18 protein-coding genes are annotated in these 22,042 nt (G+C 57.0%); 5 read left to right on the top strand and 13 right to left on the bottom strand.

Annotated elements, in window-relative coordinates; translation table 11 throughout:
- Positions 1-116: 116 nt before the first annotated feature.
- The 4 genes from ispG to thrH all read right to left on the bottom strand — a co-directional run bounded on the left by ispG (position 117) and on the right by thrH (position 4,775).
- Positions 117-1,352, bottom strand: a complete 1,236-nt coding sequence (ispG, locus tag BN873_RS03020; RefSeq protein ID WP_048670489.1) for a flavodoxin-dependent (E)-4-hydroxy-3-methylbut-2-enyl-diphosphate synthase — start codon at positions 1,350-1,352, stop codon at positions 117-119.
- A 49-nt stretch (positions 1,353-1,401) separates the two neighbouring features.
- Positions 1,402-1,947 carry a hydrolase gene (locus BN873_RS03015; protein ID WP_048670488.1) on the bottom strand — a complete coding sequence of 182 codons (546 nt, stop codon included), beginning with the start codon at positions 1,945-1,947 and terminating at the stop codon, positions 1,402-1,404.
- A gap of 45 nt (positions 1,948-1,992) precedes the next feature.
- On the bottom strand, positions 1,993-3,987 hold the full coding sequence (locus BN873_RS03010; RefSeq protein WP_048670487.1) for a bifunctional DedA family/phosphatase PAP2 family protein: 1,995 nt from the start codon (positions 3,985-3,987) through the stop codon (positions 1,993-1,995).
- Between the two features lie 179 nt (positions 3,988-4,166).
- Complete coding sequence (gene thrH / locus BN873_RS03005) at positions 4,167-4,775, bottom strand: bifunctional phosphoserine phosphatase/homoserine phosphotransferase ThrH (RefSeq protein WP_048670486.1); 609 nt, start codon at positions 4,773-4,775, stop codon at positions 4,167-4,169.
- 416 nt (positions 4,776-5,191) lie between these two features.
- Here thrH and pilB point away from each other — a divergent pair, with 416 nt between their 5' ends.
- From pilB to zapD, 5 genes are all read left to right on the top strand, one after another.
- Positions 5,192-6,919, top strand: a complete 1,728-nt coding sequence (gene pilB / locus BN873_RS03000) for a type IV-A pilus assembly ATPase PilB (RefSeq protein WP_171820408.1) — start codon at positions 5,192-5,194, stop codon at positions 6,917-6,919.
- A gap of 233 nt (positions 6,920-7,152) precedes the next feature.
- Positions 7,153-8,166, top strand: a complete 1,014-nt coding sequence (locus BN873_RS02995; protein ID WP_242434360.1) for a type II secretion system F family protein — start codon at positions 7,153-7,155, stop codon at positions 8,164-8,166.
- A 14-nt stretch (positions 8,167-8,180) separates the two neighbouring features.
- Entirely contained in the window at positions 8,181-9,053 is an 873-nt protein-coding gene (locus BN873_RS02990) for a prepilin peptidase (protein ID WP_048670485.1), read from the top strand.
- Positions 9,050-9,661: a dephospho-CoA kinase gene (coaE, locus tag BN873_RS02985; RefSeq protein WP_374727152.1), complete on the top strand. Its 612-nt coding sequence runs from the start codon at positions 9,050-9,052 to the stop codon at positions 9,659-9,661. Before BN873_RS02990 ends, coaE begins: the two co-directional genes overlap by 4 nt.
- Positions 9,662-9,776: 115 nt before the next feature.
- Complete coding sequence (zapD, locus tag BN873_RS02980) at positions 9,777-10,547, top strand: cell division protein ZapD (protein ID WP_048670483.1); 771 nt, start codon at positions 9,777-9,779, stop codon at positions 10,545-10,547.
- On the opposite strand, the gene mutT is transcribed toward zapD, so the two are convergent.
- From mutT to murC, 9 genes are all read right to left on the bottom strand, one after another.
- Positions 10,544-10,963 (bottom strand): 8-oxo-dGTP diphosphatase MutT, encoded by a 420-nt coding sequence (mutT, locus tag BN873_RS02975; protein ID WP_048670482.1) that lies wholly within the window; start codon positions 10,961-10,963, stop codon positions 10,544-10,546. The genes zapD and mutT overlap by 4 nt on opposite strands.
- Positions 10,960-12,150 (bottom strand): bifunctional glutamate N-acetyltransferase/amino-acid acetyltransferase ArgJ, encoded by a 1,191-nt coding sequence (gene argJ / locus BN873_RS02970; RefSeq protein WP_374727151.1) that lies wholly within the window; start codon positions 12,148-12,150, stop codon positions 10,960-10,962. The genes mutT and argJ overlap by 4 nt, the downstream gene beginning before the upstream one ends.
- 14 nt (positions 12,151-12,164) lie before the next feature.
- Positions 12,165-14,885 carry a preprotein translocase subunit SecA gene (secA, locus tag BN873_RS02965; RefSeq protein ID WP_048670480.1) on the bottom strand — a complete coding sequence of 907 codons (2,721 nt, stop codon included), beginning with the start codon at positions 14,883-14,885 and terminating at the stop codon, positions 12,165-12,167.
- A gap of 187 nt (positions 14,886-15,072) precedes the next feature.
- Positions 15,073-15,987 carry a UDP-3-O-acyl-N-acetylglucosamine deacetylase gene (gene lpxC / locus BN873_RS02960; RefSeq protein ID WP_048670479.1) on the bottom strand — a complete coding sequence of 305 codons (915 nt, stop codon included), beginning with the start codon at positions 15,985-15,987 and terminating at the stop codon, positions 15,073-15,075.
- A 279-nt stretch (positions 15,988-16,266) separates the two neighbouring features.
- The gene (ftsZ, locus tag BN873_RS02955; RefSeq protein WP_048670708.1) at positions 16,267-17,436 is read right to left on the bottom strand and encodes a cell division protein FtsZ; all 1,170 of its coding nucleotides are present in this window, start codon (positions 17,434-17,436) and stop codon (positions 16,267-16,269) included.
- A 67-nt stretch (positions 17,437-17,503) separates the two neighbouring features.
- Positions 17,504-18,736: a cell division protein FtsA gene (ftsA, locus tag BN873_RS02950; RefSeq protein WP_048670478.1), complete on the bottom strand. Its 1,233-nt coding sequence runs from the start codon at positions 18,734-18,736 to the stop codon at positions 17,504-17,506.
- 24 nt (positions 18,737-18,760) lie between these two features.
- Positions 18,761-19,564, bottom strand: a complete 804-nt coding sequence (locus BN873_RS02945) for a cell division protein FtsQ/DivIB (protein ID WP_048670477.1) — start codon at positions 19,562-19,564, stop codon at positions 18,761-18,763.
- Positions 19,565-19,576: 12 nt separating this feature from the next.
- Complete coding sequence (locus BN873_RS02940) at positions 19,577-20,548, bottom strand: D-alanine--D-alanine ligase (protein WP_277921584.1); 972 nt, start codon at positions 20,546-20,548, stop codon at positions 19,577-19,579.
- Positions 20,549-20,577: 29 nt separating this feature from the next.
- Positions 20,578-22,023: a UDP-N-acetylmuramate--L-alanine ligase gene (gene murC, locus BN873_RS02935; protein WP_048670475.1), complete on the bottom strand. Its 1,446-nt coding sequence runs from the start codon at positions 22,021-22,023 to the stop codon at positions 20,578-20,580.
- Between the last annotated feature and the right edge of the window lie 19 nt (positions 22,024-22,042).

Raw genomic sequence — 22,042 nt, 5'->3', positions numbered from 1 at the left:
CCGCGTTCGCTCATCGCCATCACCAAGGTAATATTGTAATGCGATGTCAGCGGATCGATAGTCAGCCCCAGTTGCTCCTGACCCTTGGAAGCCGTTTTTAAAGCAGCGCTGCTTGCTTAACCGCCGATCCCGTAACGGCGTTCGACGTAATCGGCCACCAGTTGCTGAAAGTCGGCCGCAATCCGTTCGCCTTTAAGCGTCACTGTTTTCTCGCCATCGACGTAGACTGGCGCTACGGGTATCTCGCCCGTACCCGGTAAGCTAATTCCGATGTTCGCTTGTTTGCTTTCCCCCGGACCATTGACCACACAACCCATCACAGCCACCGTTAAGGTTTCCACCCCCGGATAGCGTCCACGCCAAACCGGCATCTGTTCCCGTAAATAGCCCTGAATTTGCTGAGCTAGGCGCTGAAAATAATCGCTGCTGGTACGGCCGCACCCCGGACAGGCCACCACCGCCGGCGTAAAGGCGCGTAATCCCATGACTTGTAAAATTTCTTGAGCGACGACGACCTCTTGCGTCCGGCTGCCGCCAGGTTCTGGGGTCAACGAAATGCGGATGGTATCGCCGATCCCTTCTTGCAACAGGACTGCCAGCGCGGCTGTGGACGCCACGATTCCTTTACTGCCCATCCCGGCTTCGGTCAGACCCAAATGCAGTGGGTAATCGCACCGCGCCGCCAATTTGCGATAGACCGCGATCAGATCCTGCACGCCGCTCATCTTCACCGACAGGATGATGTGATCATGACCAAGCCCGATCTCCTCGGCCCGTTGTGCGCTCTCCAGGGCCGATAAAATCATGGCTTCGTGCATCACGTCGGCGGCCGGTCTTGGCTGCTGTAGACGGGCGTTCTCATCCATCAGGCGGGCCGCCAACTCCTGATCGAGACTTCCCCAGTTGACGCCGATCCGCACGGGTTTGTTGTGACGGCAGGCCATCTCAACGATGGTAGCGAATTGCTCGTCCTTTTTCTTACCACGTCCAACGTTGCCGGGATTGATGCGGTATTTGTCGAGCGCCTCGGCACAGGCGGGATAGCGCGCCAGCAACCGATGACCGTTGAAATGGAAATCGCCGATCAGCGGTACCGTCACGCCTTGTGCCGCCAATCGCTCGCGAATCAGCGGCACCGCGCTAGCGGATTCCTCTGTATTGACCGTGACGCGCACCAGCTCCGATCCGGCGCGGGCCAATTCGGCCACTTGCGCAGTGGTAGCCGCCACATCAGCCGTATCGGTGTTGGTCATCGATTGCACGACAATCGGTGCATCGGCGCCCACCTTGACGCTACCAATAGAAACAGCGACACAGGGGCGGCGCCGGCTAGCGGCAGGAACATGGCGCATAGGGGATTTACCTTCACCAGGAGTCATAAAGCGAGCCGGCCGACGGCTCTCAACGCAAAAACTCGCGGCTGATCTCACGAAATGGCTCGGTTCCCGCTCGGTGCAACCACTCGAACGCGACCATCTCCCGGCTAACCACCCGCACGCCCTCAGCACGCATCCGAGCCAGCGCAAGCTCGACATCGCCCGACGAGCGTGAGGAGACGGCATCCGCAACCAAATAAACGTCCTTGCCGGCCAGCCGCAGATCCAAGGCGGTTTGCAGAACACACACATGCGATTCGGTACCCAGTAAGACCATTTGTGGGCGACTGAGCAGGTCAATCCGACGCATACAATGGACCTCGGCGGCGCAGGAAAAATGGGTTTTTTCCATGAACGCATCCTCCGGCAAAACCTCGCGGATCGCAGCAACCGTCCGTCCCAAGCCTTGGGGGTATTGCTCTGAGGCTAGAATCGGCACCCCCAGCCGCTGGGCAATGCGGATCAGCCAAATTGCGTTCGCCACAACGGTATCGGCCCGCTCAACTGCCGGCATCAGGCGCTCTTGCAAATCGATGACCAACAGACAGGACGTATCGGCTCTCATCAACATCGGCTATCCCCTTTCGGCACGGCTCGCCCCTAAGAACGACTTGCCTCAATTCGCGATTAAGGTGATCTGTTCGTTTGGATTGGCACCCTTAACAGTGCGTGACCGCAATTCCTTCCAAGCGGGCGCCAGTAAATCAACCGGCGCCCGGGTCTGAGGATCGTCGATTGCAAGGGTGAACAAGCGCATCCGTGGCTCCAGTTTTTGTCGGCTGACGCTACCCACCCAAACCGGTACATTATCCCCTTTCAGCCGGGCTGCTACATCCCAAAAGCGCAGCACCCACCGAGCATTAGCGCCGGGTACGTAACGTACCATGCGCACATCGTCTTCGCTGCCATCGTGGATCTGCGGCAACACGGGTAACTCCCGCAGTTCGACTTGTGGGCTTAGGCACAACAAAAGGCCCCGCAAATTCACCGGTGGAGCCGATTCCCAGCCGGTTTCCCGTAAGCGTTTCTCCAGATCCTCACTGCTACCTGCCCATTGCAACACGAAGTCCTGGCGACGATTGCCACGAAAATCGAGACGTTGCTGAGGCAACCGCCGCCAATCATCCTGCCACCAACGCTCGCGGGCGATCACTCGCGTAACCGGCTGGGATTGATAGCGCTGCAAGTCTGCGTCATACCGCGCGATCAGATAGATTGCATCGGTCGCCAGCAAAACGATCAGGCTATACGCCAGCAAACGTCGCCAAGGCACCGCGACCGCTGTCGCGTGGCTGTTATAGGCCAGACCCAGCACCGTCACCCAAATCAAACCCAGCGATAAGCCCGCCAATGTATCGGTCAGCCAATGCACGCCCAGATACAACCGAGCGAAAGCGACCGGCACGACCATAAATGCGGCTGCGAGATAAACCAGCCACCGGCGGGCGGGCGAGACCCCTCGGGCGATGAGAACCGCCAAAAAGCCGAAGACCAGCATGTTCAAGGTGGCGTGGCTTGACGGAAAAGCATAGCCCGGTGCGCCGAGTGCCACCTCGGTAGCACTAGAACTGGGCAACAGCCACCTAAACAGCAGATTGGTAGCCATGCCAAACCCTAGAGCGGCCAGCCAATGCCACGCCGCCACCGGGCGACGCTGCCAGATCAGCCAACCGAGTACGACCACGCTAAGGGGTAAGATGACCCAGTAATCCCCTAATCCAGCGGTGAACACCATCCAGGCATCCGCCCAAGGTGTGCGTAATTCCTGAAAAAAATGATAGAGGCTCTGATCCAAACCGCTTGGTAGCTGTTGACCGGCCGCACTCAAGCTCAAACCTACCAGTACGATACTGCCCAGCAGCAGCACCGCCAGGATCGCCAAGCCCCGCAACTCGCCCCGGGAAGGATCAAGCAACGAGGCGCTGATCGGCCCGATGAAGCGGCGCCCTTGGCTCCAGTGGTAGAAATGTCGCACCCAAACAGGGGCATGGGCTTGAAAGAGCCGCACCATGCGCCTCACCAACCAGGTGGTGGCCCATAACAAAACGGCGACGAGGAGGATTAGCACAACCAAGCGCCCTGCTACACGGGAAGCGATCTCCAAGGAGGCGCCGAAGGCCATGCCGGGAATCAGATAAGCGGGTGCCCAGAGGATGGCCGACACGACGTTGGCGATCATGAAATTGCGCCATGTCATGTCCATCATCCCGGCCACGGTCGGAATCGTGCCGCGTACCGGACCAAAAAAGCGCCCGAACAACACCCCCTTCCCCCCATGCTTGCGGAAAAATTCTTCGCTACGCGCGAGCATTTCGGGGTGTTTGGCGAATGGCCAGACTCGGCGCACGCCCTGATGGAATACCCGACCGATCCAAAAACTGATCGCATCCCCCACCACCGCTCCAAGTGCTGACCACCAATAGGCCGACCAAAACTCTACATGGCCCAGTCCGATCAACGCGCCCAGGCTAAACATAATCAAGGCGCCTGGAATAATGACACCGACAATCGTCAGCGACTCGGCCGCCGCCGTGATAAAGATCACGGCGCCCATCCAACCAGGATGGGCGGTAACCCAGCCAAGCAGAGCAGTAACAAACTCCGATTGCATACGAGTAGTTTATCGCTATGGGGAAAAGGTGAAATTTGAACTCGCGCGCCAGGATTATGCTTAGCTAAAGGCAGTTCTGCTACCGTAACCGTCAACTTTTCGTCTAGCGGCCGGCACACCACGCGCCATAGACTCGCCTTCCAGCCCTACTAAGCATCTCTTGCGATAGACTAGTGAACCTACAGCGAGCGAATACTCGCCTTGCGGAACTCAGTACGCATTTCTTCGAAGGTGCGGGCAACGGGAAATTGCGGGAACTCGTCGATCACATTTTGCGGCGGCCGAAACAAAATGCCTGCTTCAGCTTCAGCCAACATGGCAGTATCGTTGTAGGAATCGCCCGCCGCGATCACTCTAAAATTGAGGCCGTGGAAGGCGCGTACCGCTTGGCGCTTGGAATCGGCTTGGCGCAGAGCATAGTTAATGATCCGGTTACCGACCACTTCCAAGCGGTGACAAAAGAGCGTTGGCCAACCAAGCTGGCGCATCAATGGCATAGCGAACTCGTAAAAAGTATCAGACAAAATCACCAGTTGAAAGTGTTCGCGCAACCAATCCAAGAATTCATTGGCACCTTCCAATGGTCCCATCTCGGCAATCACTCGCTGGATATCCGTTAACTTCAAGTGGTGTTGATCGAGCAGCGCCAAACGATGCCGCATCAATCGATCATAATCAGGAATATCCCGAGTAGTCAGCCGTAAGGCTTCGATGCCGGTGCGCTCGGCGACATTAATCCAAACTTCAGGAACCAAGACCCCTTCCAGGTCCAGGCAAGCGAGTTCCATGAAAACCCCCTCTTGGCCACTGCGAAAGCGCAAGCCAACAATTGATTAGGTCGATAATAGTGTTCGCACCGGTAACGCTAATCGCTTCCCGTCTCTACCGCAATACGCAGTAGTAGAAATCCCAATCAACCGCCAGCGACACGGCCGGGGGTCATGGCTACAGAGGATACAACACGATATAAACGCTTCATGAGTGATCTCATGCCCTCTGCTCGCATGATCCGCCGCGACTCACCAAGAGGTTGAATCGCAGGATAACACCGACTATTTGTACCTCTACTTTTACTATAGTAAAACAATATTTTCCTTGAACAGACCATCCGCCACTCTTTTCAAGACCCGACACATGGTCTAAAGTGTCAAAGCTAGGCGAATTATAGAATCCTCGACCCGCCGCAAGCCTCACCGCGCACACTATGGCCACCAATCCCAGCAATGCCACCTCGCAACCCACTATCCAGCTGATCGGTTTAGCCAGGCAACTGGTGCAAAATCACCTGCTTGATGAAGCCGCCGCGCTCAAGGCTTTCGAGCAGTCCCGCAAAGATAATACCCCCTTCGTTGCCTATTTGGTCGATAACAAACTGGCGCGTGATAAGGATATCGCCCGCGTCGCCGCTCGCAGTTTCAACCTACCCCTGTTCGATCTGGATACCCTGGAAATCGATTTGACGACTGTACGTCTCGTCGATGAAAAACTGCTGCGCCGCCATTTTGCCTTACCGTTGTATAAGCGAGGTAGGCGCCTGTTCGTGGGCTTGAGCGACCCGACCAACCAGCGGGTTCTGGAAGACATCAAGTTCCAAACCCGCCTCGACATCGAACCGATCATCGTCAGCCAAGCGCAGATCGCCAAGGCTCTTGATAGCGCCATTGATGCACCGGTCAGCAGCATGACCGATGGCGAGATCGGTGATCTCGACTTTAGCACTGATAGCGACCCAACCGGCAAAGTTGAGACCCTAACACAATCGGATGCCGATGATGCTCCGGTGGTTCGTTTCATCAACCAAGTCATCCTGCAAGCTATCAATCGCGGTGCCTCCGATATCCACTTCGAGCCTTACGAAAAGACCTATCGAGTCCGTTTTCGCCAGGATGGTATCTTGGACGAAGTCTATAAACCCCCCGTCTCCATGGCGCCACGCTTGGCGGCTCGCCTTAAGATCATGGGTCAAATGGATATCGCGGAACGCCGCGTGCCGCAGGACGGCCGCATCAAGCTTTATCTGACTAAGCAGCGCGCCATTGACTTTCGCGTCAATACATTACCGACGCTGTGGGGCGAGAAAGTGGTGATGCGTCTGCTTGATCCTTCCAGCGCGCAAATGGGTATTGAGGCGCTGGGCTACGAGGATCATCAAAAAGAATTATTTCTCAAGGCAATCCACAAACCGCAGGGCATGGTACTGGTGACCGGCCCCACCGGCAGCGGTAAAACCGTGTCACTCTACACGGGCCTCAATATCCTCAATACGCCTTCGGTCAATATCTCCACCGCCGAGGATCCGGTGGAAATTAATCTCGCCGGCATCAACCAGGTGAACGTCAACACCAAGGTCGGCATGACGTTTGCGAATGCATTACGCTCTTTTCTTCGGCAAGATCCCGACATCATCATGGTTGGCGAAATCCGTGATTTGGAGACTGCCGAAATTGCTATCAAAGCGGCCCAGACTGGCCATATGGTGCTTTCCACACTCCATACCAATAGTGCCCCGCAAACACTCAGCCGCCTGATGAACATGGGCGTGGCCCCTTACAACATCGCCTCTAGCGTGACCCTCATCATCGCCCAGCGTCTGGCACGCCGCCTTTGCCAGCACTGTAAGGAACTGGTCAAGATTCCCCCAGACGAACTGATTAACCAGGGCTTTCGTGAACACGAATTGAAAGATTTAGAAGTTTTCAAGGCGGCGGGTTGCGATCAGTGCAATCACGGTTACAAGGGCCGGGTCGGAGTTTATGAGGTGATGCCCATTTCCGAGGACATCGGCCGAATCATTATGGAGGGTGGCAACGCCTTGCACATCGCTGATAAGGCCCGCGAGGAAGGTATCAACGATTTGCGCCGATCGGGTCTGAACAAAATCCGAATGGGCCTCACCAGCCTCGAAGAGATCAACCGAGTAACGACGGATTAACCACTGTGGCCAAGCAACCGACTCTGGCGAAAGCCAAGAAGAAAGAAGAGGAACCCACATTCAAGTGGGAAGGAACCGACAAACGGGGCGTCCGGGTCAAAGGAGAACTGCGGGGTGCCAACCCTGGTCTGATCAAAGCAGAGTTGCGACGGCAGGGCATCTTACCGCTACGGGTACGAAAAAAACCCAAACCTCTCTTCACTGCCGGTGATAGCGTTAAACCCAAAGATATCATGCTGTTCACCCGTCAGTTATGCACGATGCTAGCCTCTGGCATTGCCGTCGTGCAAGCGCTAGATATGGTTGGGAACAGCAACAAAAAAACCAAGGTTAAGGAGCTGATTCTCGCCATCAAATCCGACGTGGAGAGTGGGACCTCACTCTCACAGGCGATGGGCCGGCACCATTTGTACTTCAACGATCTGTATTGCAGCCTGGTACATGCCGGTGAGGAAGCCGGTGTACTTGAAGTGCTCCTCGATAAAATCGCCACCTATCTGGAAAAATCGGAGGCGTTGAAAGCCAAGGTCAAAAAAGCTCTCACCTATCCCGCTATAGTATTGGTATTCGCCTTTGTGGTCACAGCTATCTTGTTGATTTTCGTGATTCCCACCTTTGAAGATATGTTCAAGGGTTTTGGTGCTGAGTTACCAGCTTTAACCCGTTTTGTTATTGAAGTGTCACAAGTATTCCAGAAGTATTGGTACCTAATACTGGGTACACCCGTCATTGCTATCGTCGCCTTTATTCAAGCCCGTAAGCGTTCACGGGCTTTCGCCCAATGGTTAGACCGAATGGTCTTGCAACTGCCTTTGATCGGCGACTTGGTGGCGACTTCAGCCAATGCTCGCTTCGCCCGCACCCTATCGACGCTGTTTAGCGGTGGTGTCCCCCTGGTAGACGCCATGACGAGCGTCGCTGGTGCGACTGGCAATTTCGTTTACGAAAAAGCAGTTTTGGAAATGCGCGAGTCTGTTTCTATCGGTCAACAGCTGAATTTTGCCATGCGCCAAAGTAGCCTGTTTCCAGATATGGTGATTCAGATGGTGGCGATTGGTGAGGAAGCCGGTTCCTTGGGGGACATGCTTGCCAAGGTCGCGGACTGGTATGAGGCGGAGGTCGACCAAAAAGTAGATACTTTGACCACAATGATTGAGCCATTGCTGATGGCGTTTCTAGCGGGTGTGGTGGGAACCTTGGTAATCGCCATGTACTTGCCGATTTTCAAGCTGGCCGCCGCAGTTTAACGGCCGTTGCTCCCATGGCCATCACTGAATTGCTGGCAAGCTCCCCAGCCTTGTTCATCGTTTTGGTTGTCCTGCTAGGCTTGATAGTTGGCAGTTTTCTCAATGTCGTGATCTACCGTCTACCGTTGATGATCGAACGAGAATGGCGGTCACAGTGCGTGGAATTGCTCGGACAGCCCATTACAGATACTGAACAGCCGGCCCTCACCTTATGGGGGCCCCGCTCTCAATGTCCCCAGTGCGGCCATCTGATTACCGCCATCGAAAATATCCCACTGTTAAGCTATCTGTGGCAACGAGGCCGCTGCGCCCATTGCCGCGCTGCCATCGGTATTCAGTATCCACTGGTGGAAGCCCTGAGTGCCTGCTTGGCTGGACTGGTTGCCTGGAAATTTGGATTTGGCTGGCCAGCGGCGGCAGCATTGCTTTTCACCTGGGTTTTGTTAGCAGCGAGCGCCATTGATTTCAGATGCCAGTTGCTTCCTGACGATCTGGTCCTACCCTTGCTGTGGTTCGGACTCGCGGTTGCCCTGTTTCCTCTGTTCACGGATCTGCGCAGCGCAGTGATCGGCGCCATGGCCGGCTATCTATCTTTGTGGTCCGTCTATCAAGCTTTTCGCTTGCTGACCGGTAAAGAAGGGATGGGCTATGGCGACTTTAAGCTGCTTGCAGCCCTTGGCGCCTGGTCCGGCTGGCAACACCTGGTAACTATTGTCATCTTGTCATCCCTGGTAGGCGCGGTTTTCGGTATAGTGCTTATCTTGTTACGGGGTCGAGATCGGCAAGCCCCAATGCCCTTTGGACCTTTTCTAGCGGCCGCTGGCTGGATCACGCTGTTGTGGGGCGACAAGATCAATAGCGTCTATTTGCAGTGGTTGGGCTTTTGAACGTGTTGGTGATCGGCTTAACCGGAGGAATTGGCAGCGGCAAAACCGAAGTCAGCAATCGATTTGCGCAACATGGTGTACCCGTCATCGACACTGACCAACTCGCCCGCGAATTGGTCGAACCTGGTCAACCCGCCTTGCTGGAAATTGTCACGGCCTTTGGGCCGGATTGTCTTGATGAACGAGGCCAGCTAAGACGCGACCAGTTACGCGAGCGGGTCTTTGCTGACCCATCGGGTCGCCGCCGCCTTGAAGCGATCCTGCATCCGCGCATCCGCACCCTCCTGCAAGCCCGAATTGCCAACATAACCGCACCTTATTGCGTGGCCGTTATCCCCTTACTGATCGAAACCGGGATGATCGACTTGGTGGATCGCATTCTGGTCGTCGATGTCTCTGAAGCTGAACAGATTCGCCGGGTTCTCGCTCGTGATGGGATCACTGAAACACAAGCTCACCGCATTCTTGCTGCTCAAACTCAGCGCCAAGAGCGGCTGGCATGTGCGGACGATATCCTGGAAAATGGAGCTGACTTCAGCCGATTGCACCAACAAGTGGCCGCACTGCACGAGCGCTATCTCGCTCTGGCCTCGATCAAAGCATCCTGACCTGTCCGTTCGCACACTTGTTGCTATCGGACCTTAACCACCGTGCGCGATAGCCGGCTACGCCGACGCTCCACAGGTCGGCTCACCGGCGACGGCCTTGCTTGCGAGGGACTCCGTGCTCCAAACCGTTTATTACGAACAACCGCTCAACGAACGGGTGCGTGCTTTGTTACGCCTGGAATTTTTGTTTCAACAGGTGAACCATGCGATGCGGGGCAATTCGGCTTGGGACAGCCGCATGGCCCTGCAAGGCTTGTTCGACATCCTCGCCTTGACGGGCCGCAACGAATTCAAGGGCGATTTACTCAAAGAACTGGACCGGCACGCCTCTACCTTAAGCCGCCTTCGGCAAACTCCCGGTGTCGATGGCCCTACGCTTGATGGCGTGCTCGGCAAAATCGAGGAAGTCGTCAACCGCATTCACGGCTCAGACAACCAACTGCAAGAGGCAGTGAGACAGACTGACTTCCTAAGTGCTGCCCATAAGCGCAGTCATGTGCCTGGCGGCTCCTGCCAATTTGATGTACCGGCTCTTTACCATTGGCTACAATCGTCTCACTGTGTGCGGGCCGAGCACCTGCGTGGATGGCTGACCCCCTTCGGACCCATGCAAGACGCGGTCACGCTTATCCTGCAACTGATCCGGGAAAGCGCAGAACCGCGCCCAGAAATCGCTATCCATGGTTTCTTTCAACGTGGCCTTGATAGCGGTGCTCCCCATCAATTGATCCGCGTGTCAGTACTAGTCGGCCGTAGCTGTTTCCCTGAAATCAGCGCCGGTAGACACCGCTTCACCATTCATTTTCTGGATCAACCAGACCCTAATTCACGGGCGGTGCGCAGCGTGGCGGATATCCCCTTCGAACTGGCCTGCTGTGCTATCTAATTCCGCATGGCACGCAACTGTTCAATGATCGGTGCGTCAGCAGCAGGAAAGCTTGACTCAAGCATATCCTTCGGCTCCAGCCAAGCCAGCGGTTGCCCTTCTCGGCCGTGTGGCTCTCCCCGATAGGCATCAACTCGCCACACATTGAGTAGGACGGTTTTCTCAGGATAGGCGTGGGAAACTTGCAGGAACGGTTCGGCGTTATCGAGTTCAATGCCGAGTTCTTCCCGCAACTCGCGCTGAAGGGCGGCGATGACGGTTTCTCCAGTTTCCACCTTCCCTCCAGGAAACTCCCAGCATCCACCCTGATGCGCATGTTCGGGCCGGCGCGCAACCAGCACCGCTCCGGTGCGGGGATCAACCAGCACACCGACCGCGACATGGACTATGGGCGCTGCGCCGGTTGTTTCGCTCATGTCCGGTAGTCGGCGTTAATCCGAACGTAATCAGTCGATAAATCGGTGGTCCAGATGCGTGCAGAAGCTTCACCGCGACCGAGGTCTACTCTGATCGTGATATCGGCCCGCTGCATGACCTGTTGCCCCTGTGCTTCGGTATAGCCGGGCGCGCGCCCACCCGTCTGGACAATGCAAACCTCATCAAGATAGATCGCTACTCGTTCCAGATCCAAACTCGTCAAACCCGCACGACCCACGGCCGCCAATATCCGGCCCCAATTAGGATCGGAGGCGAAAAATGCGGTTTTGATCAGTGGCGAATGGGCGATGGTGTACGCCACCTGACGACACTCGGCGCTATCCCGTCCGCCCTCGACCCGCACGGTGATGAATTTGGTGGCCCCCTCACCATCGCGGATGATCGCTTGGGCCAGTTCGGTGCAGACCTCGGCTACTAGCTCAGTAAACTGTTGATATTCAGGCCCTTCGGCCGGCACGGTCACCCCAGATTGTCCGGTCGCCAATAAGATGCAGGAATCGTTGGTCGAGGTATCACCATCGACCGTGATCGCGTTGAATGAGCCAGCCACCGCAGTGGCTAAAACCTGCTGTAAAATCCCACTATTCGCGCCGATATCGGTTGCTACGAAAGCCAACATGGTGGCCATGTCCGGCCGAATCATGCCGGCACCCTTGGCGATCCCGGTTACGGTGATCTCTCGCCCACGGATGATGGCACGACGCGAGGCCGCCTTGGGGCGAGTATCAGTGGTCATAATGCCGTTGGCGGCCTCCTGCCAGCCATCGGGCCGCAATGCCGCGAGCGCCGCCGGTAAGCCCGCTGTCAGCCGACCCAGCGGTAACGGCTCCCCAATCACCCCCGTCGAAAACGGCAGCACCTCTTCGAGACGGCAACCGGCCTGCTCCGCCAGACTTCGACAGGTGGCTTGAGCATCGACCAAACCCTGCCGCCCGGTACCGGCATTGGCATTCCCGGTATTGATAACCAGATAGCGTGGTGGCGTGGCAGCCAGGTGGGTCCGAGCCACCACGACCGGTGCGGCGCAGAAGGCATTCTGGGTGAAAACAGCGGCCGCTTGGCTGCCCACCGCCACCTCAATGACCACCAGATCGCGGCGATCAGGGTATTTAATTCCTGCACGAGCCGTGCCTAACCGGATACCGGCTACCACCAACGGTTCCATGGCCTTCGCTCTCCTTAGCCCAAAGCACCGTGGCATTGCTTGTATTTCTTACCCGAACCGCATGGGCAAGGCTCGTTACGGCCGATTTTGCGACCTTCACGCACAAAGGGGATATGCGCTTCGGCCTGCTGAGCGGGGTCTACACTGAAACCATCCTCACCTTGCAGCACGGGTTCAGCGAGCGCTGATGCCTCGGCATGTTCAAAATGAATGCTGGCCGGTTCTGGACGGCGCGGCGCGGGTACAACCGGCTCGGCTTGTAATTGGGCACGCACCAGAAAACTGACAGCCTCCTGGTGGATACGCTGTACCAGGGCCTGGAACATCTCGAACGCTTCGCGCTTGTACTCCTGTTTCGGATTCTTCTGGGCATAACCCCGCAGATGAATGCCCTGCCGCAGATAATCCATCGCCGCCAGATGCTCGCGCCAATGGGAATCCAGGACTTGCAGCAGAATCGCTTTTTCAAACTGCCGCATCAAAGGGGAACCGACTTCCGCTTCCTTGTGCGCATAGGTTTGCTCCATCTCTGCGCTAATCCGCTCACGGAGGGGTTCCTCATGAAGGTCAGAATCCGCCTCCAGCCAGGTGCGGATCGGCAAAGCAAGCCCAAATTCCTTTTCGAGCGCTTCCTCCAATCCCGCCACATTCCATTGCTCCTCCAGGCTCTGCGGCGGAATCCAGGCATCAATGACTTGTTTGAGAACCTCAGCCCGCATGTCCTTGAGAGCTGCCGACACATCCTCAGACTCCATCAGTTCGTTGCGCCAGGCGTACATCACCTTGCGCTGATCATTGGCGACATCATCGAATTCCAGCAGGTTCTTGCGGATATCGAAGTTATGCGCTTCGACCTTGCGTTGGGCGTTCTCAATGGCCTTGGTTACCCAGGGATGCTCAATAGCTTCACCCTGTTCCATCCCCAGCTTCTGCATGAGTCCCGCCACCCGGTCGGAGGCGAAAATACGCAACAGATTATCCTCCAACGCCAAATAGAAGCGGCTAGACCCGGGATCGCCCTGTCGGCCGGAACGGCCACGCAACTGATTATCGATCCGGCGTGACTCATGGCGCTCGGTGCCAATCACATGCAAGCCACCGGCAGCGACGACCTGTTCATGGCGGATCTGCCAATCGCGCCGAACCGTTTCATGCGCCGATTCGTCAGCATCCTCAGGCAAAGCCTTCAATTCCGCTTGCAAGTTACCGCCCAGGACGATATCAGTACCGCGCCCGGCCATATTGGTCGCAATGGTCACGGTGCCCGGTCGGCCGGCCTGGACGATGATTTCCGCTTCACGTTCGTGTTGCTTCGCGTTCAATACCTGATGCGGGATCTTTTCCTTGTCCAGCAAGCCGGCGATCAGTTCCGAAACCTCGATGGAGGTGGTACCAACCAATGCCGGCTGGCCGCGCTGGCGGCAGTCACGAATATCAGCCAGCACCGCCTCAAATTTTTCCTTCTGGGTGAGAAACACCAGATCGCCCAGATCCTTGCGGATCATCGGCAAATGGGTCGGCACAACCACGACTTCCAGGCCATAAATCTGCTGGAACTCGAAGGCTTCGGTGTCGGCGGTGCCGGTCATACCGGCCAATTTTTTATACAGACGGAAATAGTTCTGGAAGGTGATCGAAGCCAGCGTCTGATTCTCAGCCTGGATGGACACGCCCTCCTTGGCCTCGATAGCCTGGTGCAACCCATCAGACCAGCGTCGTCCGGGCATCGTGCGACCGGTGAACTCATCAACGATGATCACCTCGCCGCCGCGCACGATGTATTCCACATCCTTATGAAACAAGGCATGAGCACGTAGGCACGCATTTAAGTGATGGAATACGCCAAGGTTGGCGGCATCGTACAAGCTCTCGGTACCGTGTAGCAGCCCCATTTCGACCAGCAGATCCTCGACCTGCTGGTGACCATCTTCGGTCAGATACACCTGCTTGGTCTTTTCATCGACCCAATAATCGCCCGGCCCCTCCTCTTCCTTTTGCCGGGTTAACCGAGGAATGATCTCGTTGACCCGACGGTACAGCTCGGAGCTTTCCTCGGCGGGTCCAGAAATGATCAGCGGGGTACGGGCCTCGTCGATCAGGATCGAATCGACCTCATCCACCAGCGCATAATGCAACGGGCGTTGGACTTTTTGCTCCAAACCAAACGCCATGTTGTCGCGCAGATAGTCAAAGCCATATTCGTTGTTGGTTCCGTAGGTGATATCGGCATCATAAGCGGCCCGCTTCTCCTCAGGACTCATGCCGGCGATCACTACGCCAACGCTCATGCCGAGAAATTGATAGATTTGTCCCATCCACTCGGAATCGCGCCGCGCCAGATAGTCGTTAACGGTGACCACATGGACGCCCTTACCGGTCAACGCATTGAGATAAACCGGCAACGTGGCCACTAAGGTTTTGCCTTCGCCGGTACGCATCTCGGCGATTTTTCCCTCGTGCAACACCATGCCGCCGATCAGTTGCACATCGAAATGGCGCATTTCCAAGGTGCGTTTGCTGGCTTCTCGGACAACGGCAAAGGCTTCGGGCAACAGCGCATTGAGGGTTTCACCGCGCGCCAGTCGGCCCTTGAACTCTTCCGTCTTGGCGCGCAACTCGGCATCACTCAGCGCCGAGGTAGCCGGCTCTTGCGCATTGATCCGTTCAACAATCTTGCGCATCGGGCGGAGTACGCGGTCGTTGCGGCTACCAAAAATGTTTTTGAAAATGTTCATCTAACGGAAGCCCTTCGCTGCATCGCTGAAATCAAATGAACTGAAATGATAACCTAAGCGAGCGGATTTTTGCCTGAAACCAGTCATCATCGCACAAGTCACAAAAAACGACGGCGACCTTCCAGGTTGATCCGGAAAGCCGCCGCAGAAAACTGCAAGATGGAGGGAATCGCAGGCCCTACTCTGCTCAGCGGGTTGCTTGGGCCGGTTGCAGATAGGAGATCGGCACTTGCCGCTCGTCGGTGAAAGTCACTTCTTCCCAGGCCGCCTGATCCGCCAGCAGCGCTCGCAGTAGCCGATTGTTCAGGGCATGGCCCGATTTATAGCCGGTAAAAGAGCCGATGAGGCTGCACCCCAGGAGATAAAGATCACCGATTGCATCCAGAATCTTGTGTTTGACGAATTCGTCTTCGTAACGCAAACCGTCTTCATTGAGGATTCGGTAATCGTCAACGACAACGGCGTTATCGAGCGTACCGCCCAAAGCTAACCGGCGCTCGCGCAGATATTCGAGATCACGCATAAAGCCGAAGGTGCGCGCGCGGCTGACTTCCTTGACGAAGGATGTGGTGGAAAAATTGACCGCCGCGCGCTGATCACGCCCTTTGAAAAGGGGGTGATCGAATGCAATGGTAAAGTCAACCTTGAAGCCATCGAAGGTATCGAAACGCGCCCATTTATCACCGTCTTCGACCATCACCGGTCGCTTGATACGGATAAAGCGCTTGGAGGCATTTTGTTCTTGAATCCCGGCCGATTGGATCAGAAAAACGAAGGGGCCGGCGCTACCGTCCATGATGGGCACTTCGGCCGCGCTCACATCGACATAGGCATTATCGATGCCCAAACCGGCAAATGCCGACAACAGATGCTCGACCGTGGAAATCCGGGCCTTTCCCTTGACCAACGAGGTCGATAGCTGCGTTTCCCCAACGTTTTGCGGACACGCCTTGATCTCCACCGGCTCAGGCAGATCCACGCGCCGGAACACGATCCCGTTATCAGGCGCCGCCGGCCGCAATGTCAAATACACCTTGTCGCCGGTGTGTAGGCCAACACCGGTTGCCCGGATGGCATTTTTCAAGGTTCGCTGCCTAATCATGTTAGGTCCCCCAACACGTCGATTGAATTTGGAGCAGGGCATCCTGGAGCGCTACACGCTCTTGGCAAAACCGGCCAGGGTGTTGCTGGGTGGCTGCCAATATGCCTTCATCAGGTGACGCGCAAACTACCACATTTAGTGGCTATTTCGCAACTTATGTTTCTCTTTAACAACTCAATTTGTTGTTTGTTTGCGAAATCCCTGCTCTAAAGGGTCATTACAAACGAGAGGCGCCCTCCACTGGCAGCCCTCCCCGGCTAAGATAAAACGCCTTGCAACTTAATCGGCTTGACGGCGCAAAAAGGCTGGAATATCAAGATACTCCAACTCATCGGCCCGCTCCCGTTCGCTCGCCATGTCGCCAACTGGCTTTTGGCGGACGCTAGGCCGATCATGGCGTAAATGCGCTTCACTATCATGTTGGCGCTGAACCAATTTGAACGGCGGGATCGCCGCTTCCTTTTCCTTGGCACTGCCCTGTTTGGCCGGCACACCCTGGCCGATGCCGGTGGCCACGATGGTCACCCGGATTTCATTATGCATTTCCGGATCAATAGCGGTACCGACCACCACGGTGGCGTCATCGGCAGCCAATTCCTTGATGGTGCTGCCCACCTCTTCGAATTCACCGATGGTTAAATCCATGCCGGAGGTGATGTTCACCAACAACCCCTTGGCGCCCGCCAAGTTGACGTTCTCTAACAGCGGGCTGGCAATCGCCGCTTCCGCCGCCTCACGCGCCCGGCCATCGCCGACTGCGCGGCCCGTCCCCATCATCGCCATCCCCATTTCGGCCATGACTGTACGGACATCGGCGAAATCGACGTTGATCAGGCCAGGACGGGTGATCAGTTCGGCGATGCCCTGAACCGCGCCCAGCAACACATCGTTGGCGGCCCTGAAGGCATCCAACAGGCTGGCACTCTTACCCAGTACGGTGAGCAACTTTTCATTCGGAATCGTGATCAGCGAATCCACCGTTTCGCTCAGCTCACGGATACCGCGCATCGCGACTTCCATCCGCTTCTTGCCTTCGAAGGGGAAGGGCTTGGTGACGACCGCGACCGTCAGGATTCCCAAGTCGCGCGCCAGTTGTGCCACTACCGGCGTCGCGCCCGTGCCGGTGCCGCCGCCCATACCGGCCGTGATGAACACCATGTCAGCGCCTTGCAGGACTTCCTTGATCCGCTCGCAATCCTCTTGGGCCGCTTGCCGGCCAACATCTGGATTAGCGCCGGCGCCCAAGCCCTTGGTGATGTTGGTACCCATTTGCAGGGTGACCGGCACCGTGCAGGCTTTCAGGGCTTGGGCATCGGTGTTGGCACAGATGAAATCCACGCCTTCAACGCTAGCGCTGATCATGTGTTGGACGGCGTTGCTCCCACCCCCACCGACCCCGATGACCTTGATCACCGCATTTTCCGTCTTGGCATCCATCAATTCGAACATAACGGCACTCTCCTCACTCATAGGTTTACGGATCTGACTATCATCGACCCAAGCTTCGCTGATCATGCTAAAAATTACCCTGGAACCAATTTTTCATACGCGCCCATAATCCTCTGCGGCCGACCCGCGATATCGGGCTTGGCCTGATCGGCCGGTTCTCATTGCCAAACAGCAACAGACCGACCGCAGTCGCATAAACCGGATTGCGCACCACATCCGGCAAGCCCGCCACTTCGTGGGGATAGCCCAAGCGCACGGGAACATGCAAAATCTCCTCAGCCAGTTCCACGACCCCATCCATCTTGGAACTGCCACCCGTCAGCACCACCCCAGCGGCAATCAAACTCTCAAAACCGCTACGCTGGAGTTCCACCTGCGCGAACTCGAACAACTCTTCGTAACGTGGCTCGACCACTTCGGCCAACGCATGACGGGTGAGCGTGCGGGCCGCCCGGTCGCCGACGCTGGTCACGTCGATCCGTTCGTCCTGCCGGGCCAACTGCTTGACACAGCAGGCGTGCTTGATCTTGATCTCTTCGGCCGATTGAGTCGGCGTGCGGAAAGCGACCGCGATATCGTTGGTCACTTGATCACCGGCGATAGGGATGACTGCGGTGTGGTTGATCGCACCGTGCGTGAAAATCGCCAGATCGGTTGTCCCACCGCCGATATCCATCAGGCAGACCCCCAGATCTTTTTCATCCTGAGTGAGCACGGCTCGACTGGAGGCCAGTTGCTGCAAAATGATATCGTCAACTTCAAGTCCACAGCGCTGCACACATTTGACGATGTTCTGGGCCGCGCTAACCGCACCGGTGACAACATGGACTCGCGCTTCCAGCCGCACACCGGCCATCCCAACTGGGTCTTGAATCCCTTCCTGATTATCGACGATAAATTCCTGGGGTAGGATGTGGAGAATTTTCTGGTCGGCCGGAATCGCGATCACCCGCGCCGCCTCCATCACCCGGTCAACGTCTTCCGAGGTCACTTCCTGGTTCTTGATCGCAGTGACCCCGTGAGAATTAAGCCCGCGAATATGGCTACCGGAAATACCGGTATACACTGAATGGATTCGGCAGCCGGCCATCTGTTCGGCTGCCTCAACCGCGCGCTGGATCGACTGGACGGTGGATTCGATATTGACCACCACACCTTTCTTCAGCCCCCGCGACGGATGCGAACCGATCCCGACCACCTCGATCTGGCCGTCAGGACTCACCTCACCGACGATAGCCACCACTTTCGACGTGCCGATATCAAGTCCGACAATCAAATTTTTCTCTTCTTTTTTGGGCATCACCGCTCCATTCCCCATCACCGTCTAACCAGCTAGCGGGGCTGGTCGTTCCGCTTTCCAGCGGACGGCAAACCCATTGAGATAACGCAAATCCACCACTGCGATCCGGTCGATCTGAGGAGCCAGCAACCGCGGATAAATTTGCGCCAGTCGCTGTAACCGCTGAGCAAATTGCTCGCGTCCCAGACGGACATCCAGGCCGTTCTCAAACGTCAACCACCAGGCTCGGCGCTCATCCTGCACTAACCGTATGAGCTTTAAGCCAAGCGGGTCGAGCAGAGCACGGGTTTGTCGATAGGCTTCGATCAAAGCCTTCTCGTGGCCATCGGGGCCAACCAGCCTTGGCCAAGGGCCGGCTTGGCGCACGATGGTCGGCTGGAATCGAACACCGTTAACATCGACCATCTCCCGCTCGCCCCAATAGCCGAAGGCCGTGCGTTCGCGCAGGCTGATTTCCACGGTATCCGGCCACCAGCGCCGCACCGCCACGGTTTCGATCCAGGGATTGGTAGCCAACGCCGTATTCAATTCATCCAGATTAGCCACAAAAAAATTCTGCCCGATATAAGCCTCGGCAACCGCATGAACATCCGCTTTGACCAAGTTGCGCCATTCACCCTCAGTCTGGATATAGCGCAGCGGAAACGCGCCGGGTTCGCGCAATCGCTCGCTGCCAATCTGCACACCATAGCCCACCGCCGCCACCACGAGCAGCACACCCAGCCAGCGTAGCGGCGGACCCCAAACGGTTTTCCACCGTTGCAGCCCGTCGGCAGGCTCGCGCTTGAGCGAGGTTGCGCCCCGTCGGCGTTTTTTTTGGAATGCCATGGTGTTAGCCGCTCAATCCGCTCGTGACAAACTGGTTTCGAGAATGCGCCAAACCAGTTGCTCAAAGGTCAAACCCACGGCGCGGGCCGCCATTGGCACCAAGCTGTGATCGGTCATGCCGGGGACGGTATTCACTTCCAACAGCCAAGGCCGCTCTTGAGCATCCACCAGCACATCCACCCGCCCCCAACCGTAACCGCCCACTGCCGCGTAGGCGCGGCGCACCAAATCGCGTAATTCGGCTTCTCGCGCCTGGGGTAAGCCACACGGACAGAGATAACGAGTGTCGTTGGCGTGGTACTTGGCTTGGTAGTCGTAGAACAGGCGCGGGGTCTCCAGGCGAATCAGTGGCAAAGCCTCGTCTTGTAGGACAGCACCGGTATATTCCTCTCCCTGTACCCAGGGTTCGACCAAGACCGGCGAATTGCAAGCGGCGGCACTCTCCCAGGCGGTTGACAATTGATCGAGCTTGTCAACCCGACTGATCCCGATGCTGGAACCTTCACGGGAAGGTTTCACCGCCAGCGGTAACCCCAGATCGCGCGCGGCAGCGCTCAGGTCATCCAAACGGGTAGCCACCCGGTAAGGCGGGGTCGGCAACCCTATTCCCAGCCAAAGCTGTTTGGTGCGTAGCTTGTCCATGCCCAGCGCCGACGCCATCACACCGCTACCGGTATACGGCAGACCAAGAATCTCCAACGCACCCTGAATCACGCCATCTTCACCGCCACGTCCGTGCAGGACGATAAAAACCCGGTCAAACTTGCCGGCCACCAGCACATTGAGAACCTGACGGTCAGCATCAATACCGTGCGCATTCACCTGTTGCGCTTGCAAAGCCGCCAGCACGGCCGCGCCGCTTCTGAGCGAAACGTCGCGCTCCGCCGACCAGCCGCCCATTAGGACGGCTACTTTGCCGAATACCGCCGGATCGGTCACTGCTGTTTGCCGTGCTTGTTGCATCCGCTCCCCCTTCAGTGTCATACCCAAATGCCTGCCTCAGGCCATCGCGTTCAGTGAGTGCCCGGCAAGCCATCGCGCCCCAACTGCACGGCCATCGCCCCGATGTCGCCCGCACCCATCAGCAACAGCAAATCGCCATCGCGCAGCAAATCCGGCAATAGGTCCGGCAGATCCGCGGTGTGCTCGACGAAAATGGGTTCCACCTTGCCACGGGCGCGGATGGCCCGGCTAAGGCTGCGGCCATCCGCGCCGGGAATCGGTTTTTCGCCAGCCGGATACACGTCCAGCAACAGCAAGGTGTCTACCTCCGATAGCACAAGGGCGAAGTCGTCGAACAAATCGCGGGTTCGGGTATAGCGGTGGGGTTGGAAAGCCAGCACCAAACGCCGTTCCGGCCAGGCGCCGCGTAACGCACTCAGTACCGCCTGCACCTCGCGAGGATGGTGACCGTAATCATCCATCACGGTGGCACGGCCGCCGTCGGCTAACACCAACTCCCCATGCTGCTGGAACCGGCGACCGATCCCCTGGAAATTTTGCAATGCGCGCCGGATGGCGGTTTCTGCAACCCCCAATTCGTGGGCGATGGCCAATGCCGCCAGGGCATTGAGCACACTGTGGCGTCCTGGCAGATTAAGAGTGATCGGTAATGGCGCCCGCAGGTTAGGCAGATGGGCTAAAAACCGAGTGCGTAGCCCTTCCTGCACGATATCGGTAGCCCGAGCATCACAATCTTCACTGGTGCCATAGGTCAACACCGGTCGGCTTACTCGCGGCAAAATCGCCCGCACCTGCGGATCATCCGTACACAAAACCGCCAGCCCGTAAAACGGCAAATGATGGAGAAACTCGATAAAGGTCTCGCGCAAACGCTCGAAATCACCACCATAAGTCGATAAATGATCAGCATCAATGTTGGTCACTACCGCGACCATCGGCTGTAAAAACAGGAACGAGGCATCGCTCTCGTCCGCTTCGGCCACCAGGTAGCGACCACCACCAAGCCGGGCGTTGGCACCGGCACTGTTTAAGCGTCCACCGATCACAAAGGTTGGGTCCAGGCCACCTTCAGCCAGTAAGCTGGTGATCAAGCTGGTGGTCGTAGTCTTGCCGTGGGTACCGGCCACCGCGATGCCGTAGCGGAACCGCATCAGTTCGGCCAGCATCTCCGCACGCGGCACCACGGGAACCCGCACGGCGCGCGCCGCCATAACTTCCGGGTTATCCTCGGCGACCGCACTGGAAATCACCACGACATCACAACCGGCGACATGTTCGGCCCGATGCCCCTGGCAAAATGTCGCCCCCAACTCGACTAAACGAGCGGTAACCGCGCTAGCTTTCAAATCCGACCCGGAGACGGTATAGCCCAAATTCAGCAACACTTCGGCGATGCCGCTCATGCCAGCGCCGCCGATACCGACAAAATGAATGTGGCGAATACGGCGCATATCGCGCCATGCCTCTGGAATTGCCGCCAAACTCGGTTTGCCCATGTCGTTTTCTCTTGTGTTG

The organism is Candidatus Competibacter denitrificans Run_A_D11 (assembly GCF_001051235.1).
In the GTDB taxonomy this organism is placed as follows: Bacteria; Pseudomonadota; Gammaproteobacteria; order Competibacterales; family Competibacteraceae; genus Competibacter_A; species Competibacter_A denitrificans.
The sequence above is the reverse complement of the archived record's forward strand: the minus strand, read 5'-3'. Positions and strand labels throughout refer to the sequence as shown.

Coding starts and splice junctions, on each gene's coding strand:
- lpxC (WP_048670479.1), bottom strand. CDS start 15,987: ATGATTAGGCAGCGAACCTTGAAAAATGCCATCCGGGCAACCGGTGTT.
- BN873_RS03015 (WP_048670488.1), bottom strand. CDS start 1,947: ATGTTGATGAGAGCCGATACGTCCTGTCTGTTGGTCATCGATTTGCAA.
- secA (WP_048670480.1), bottom strand. CDS start 14,885: ATGAACATTTTCAAAAACATTTTTGGTAGCCGCAACGACCGCGTACTC.
- ftsA (WP_048670478.1), bottom strand. CDS start 18,736: ATGCCCAAAAAAGAAGAGAAAAATTTGATTGTCGGACTTGATATCGGC.
- murC (WP_048670475.1), bottom strand. CDS start 22,023: ATGGGCAAACCGAGTTTGGCGGCAATTCCAGAGGCATGGCGCGATATG.
- thrH (WP_048670486.1), bottom strand. CDS start 4,775: ATGGAACTCGCTTGCCTGGACCTGGAAGGGGTCTTGGTTCCTGAAGTT.
- BN873_RS02990 (WP_048670485.1), top strand. CDS start 8,181: ATGGCCATCACTGAATTGCTGGCAAGCTCCCCAGCCTTGTTCATCGTT.
- ftsZ (WP_048670708.1), bottom strand. CDS start 17,436: ATGTTCGAATTGATGGATGCCAAGACGGAAAATGCGGTGATCAAGGTC.
- BN873_RS03010 (WP_048670487.1), bottom strand. CDS start 3,987: ATGCAATCGGAGTTTGTTACTGCTCTGCTTGGCTGGGTTACCGCCCAT.
- pilB (WP_171820408.1), top strand. CDS start 5,192: ATGGCCACCAATCCCAGCAATGCCACCTCGCAACCCACTATCCAGCTG.
- BN873_RS02940 (WP_277921584.1), bottom strand. CDS start 20,548: ATGACACTGAAGGGGGAGCGGATGCAACAAGCACGGCAAACAGCAGTG.
- mutT (WP_048670482.1), bottom strand. CDS start 10,963: ATGAGCGAAACAACCGGCGCAGCGCCCATAGTCCATGTCGCGGTCGGT.
- BN873_RS02995 (WP_242434360.1), top strand. CDS start 7,153: ATGCTGTTCACCCGTCAGTTATGCACGATGCTAGCCTCTGGCATTGCC.
- argJ (WP_374727151.1), bottom strand. CDS start 12,150: ATGGAACCGTTGGTGGTAGCCGGTATCCGGTTAGGCACGGCTCGTGCA.
- BN873_RS02945 (WP_048670477.1), bottom strand. CDS start 19,564: ATGGCATTCCAAAAAAAACGCCGACGGGGCGCAACCTCGCTCAAGCGC.
- ispG (WP_048670489.1), bottom strand. CDS start 1,352: ATGCGCCATGTTCCTGCCGCTAGCCGGCGCCGCCCCTGTGTCGCTGTT.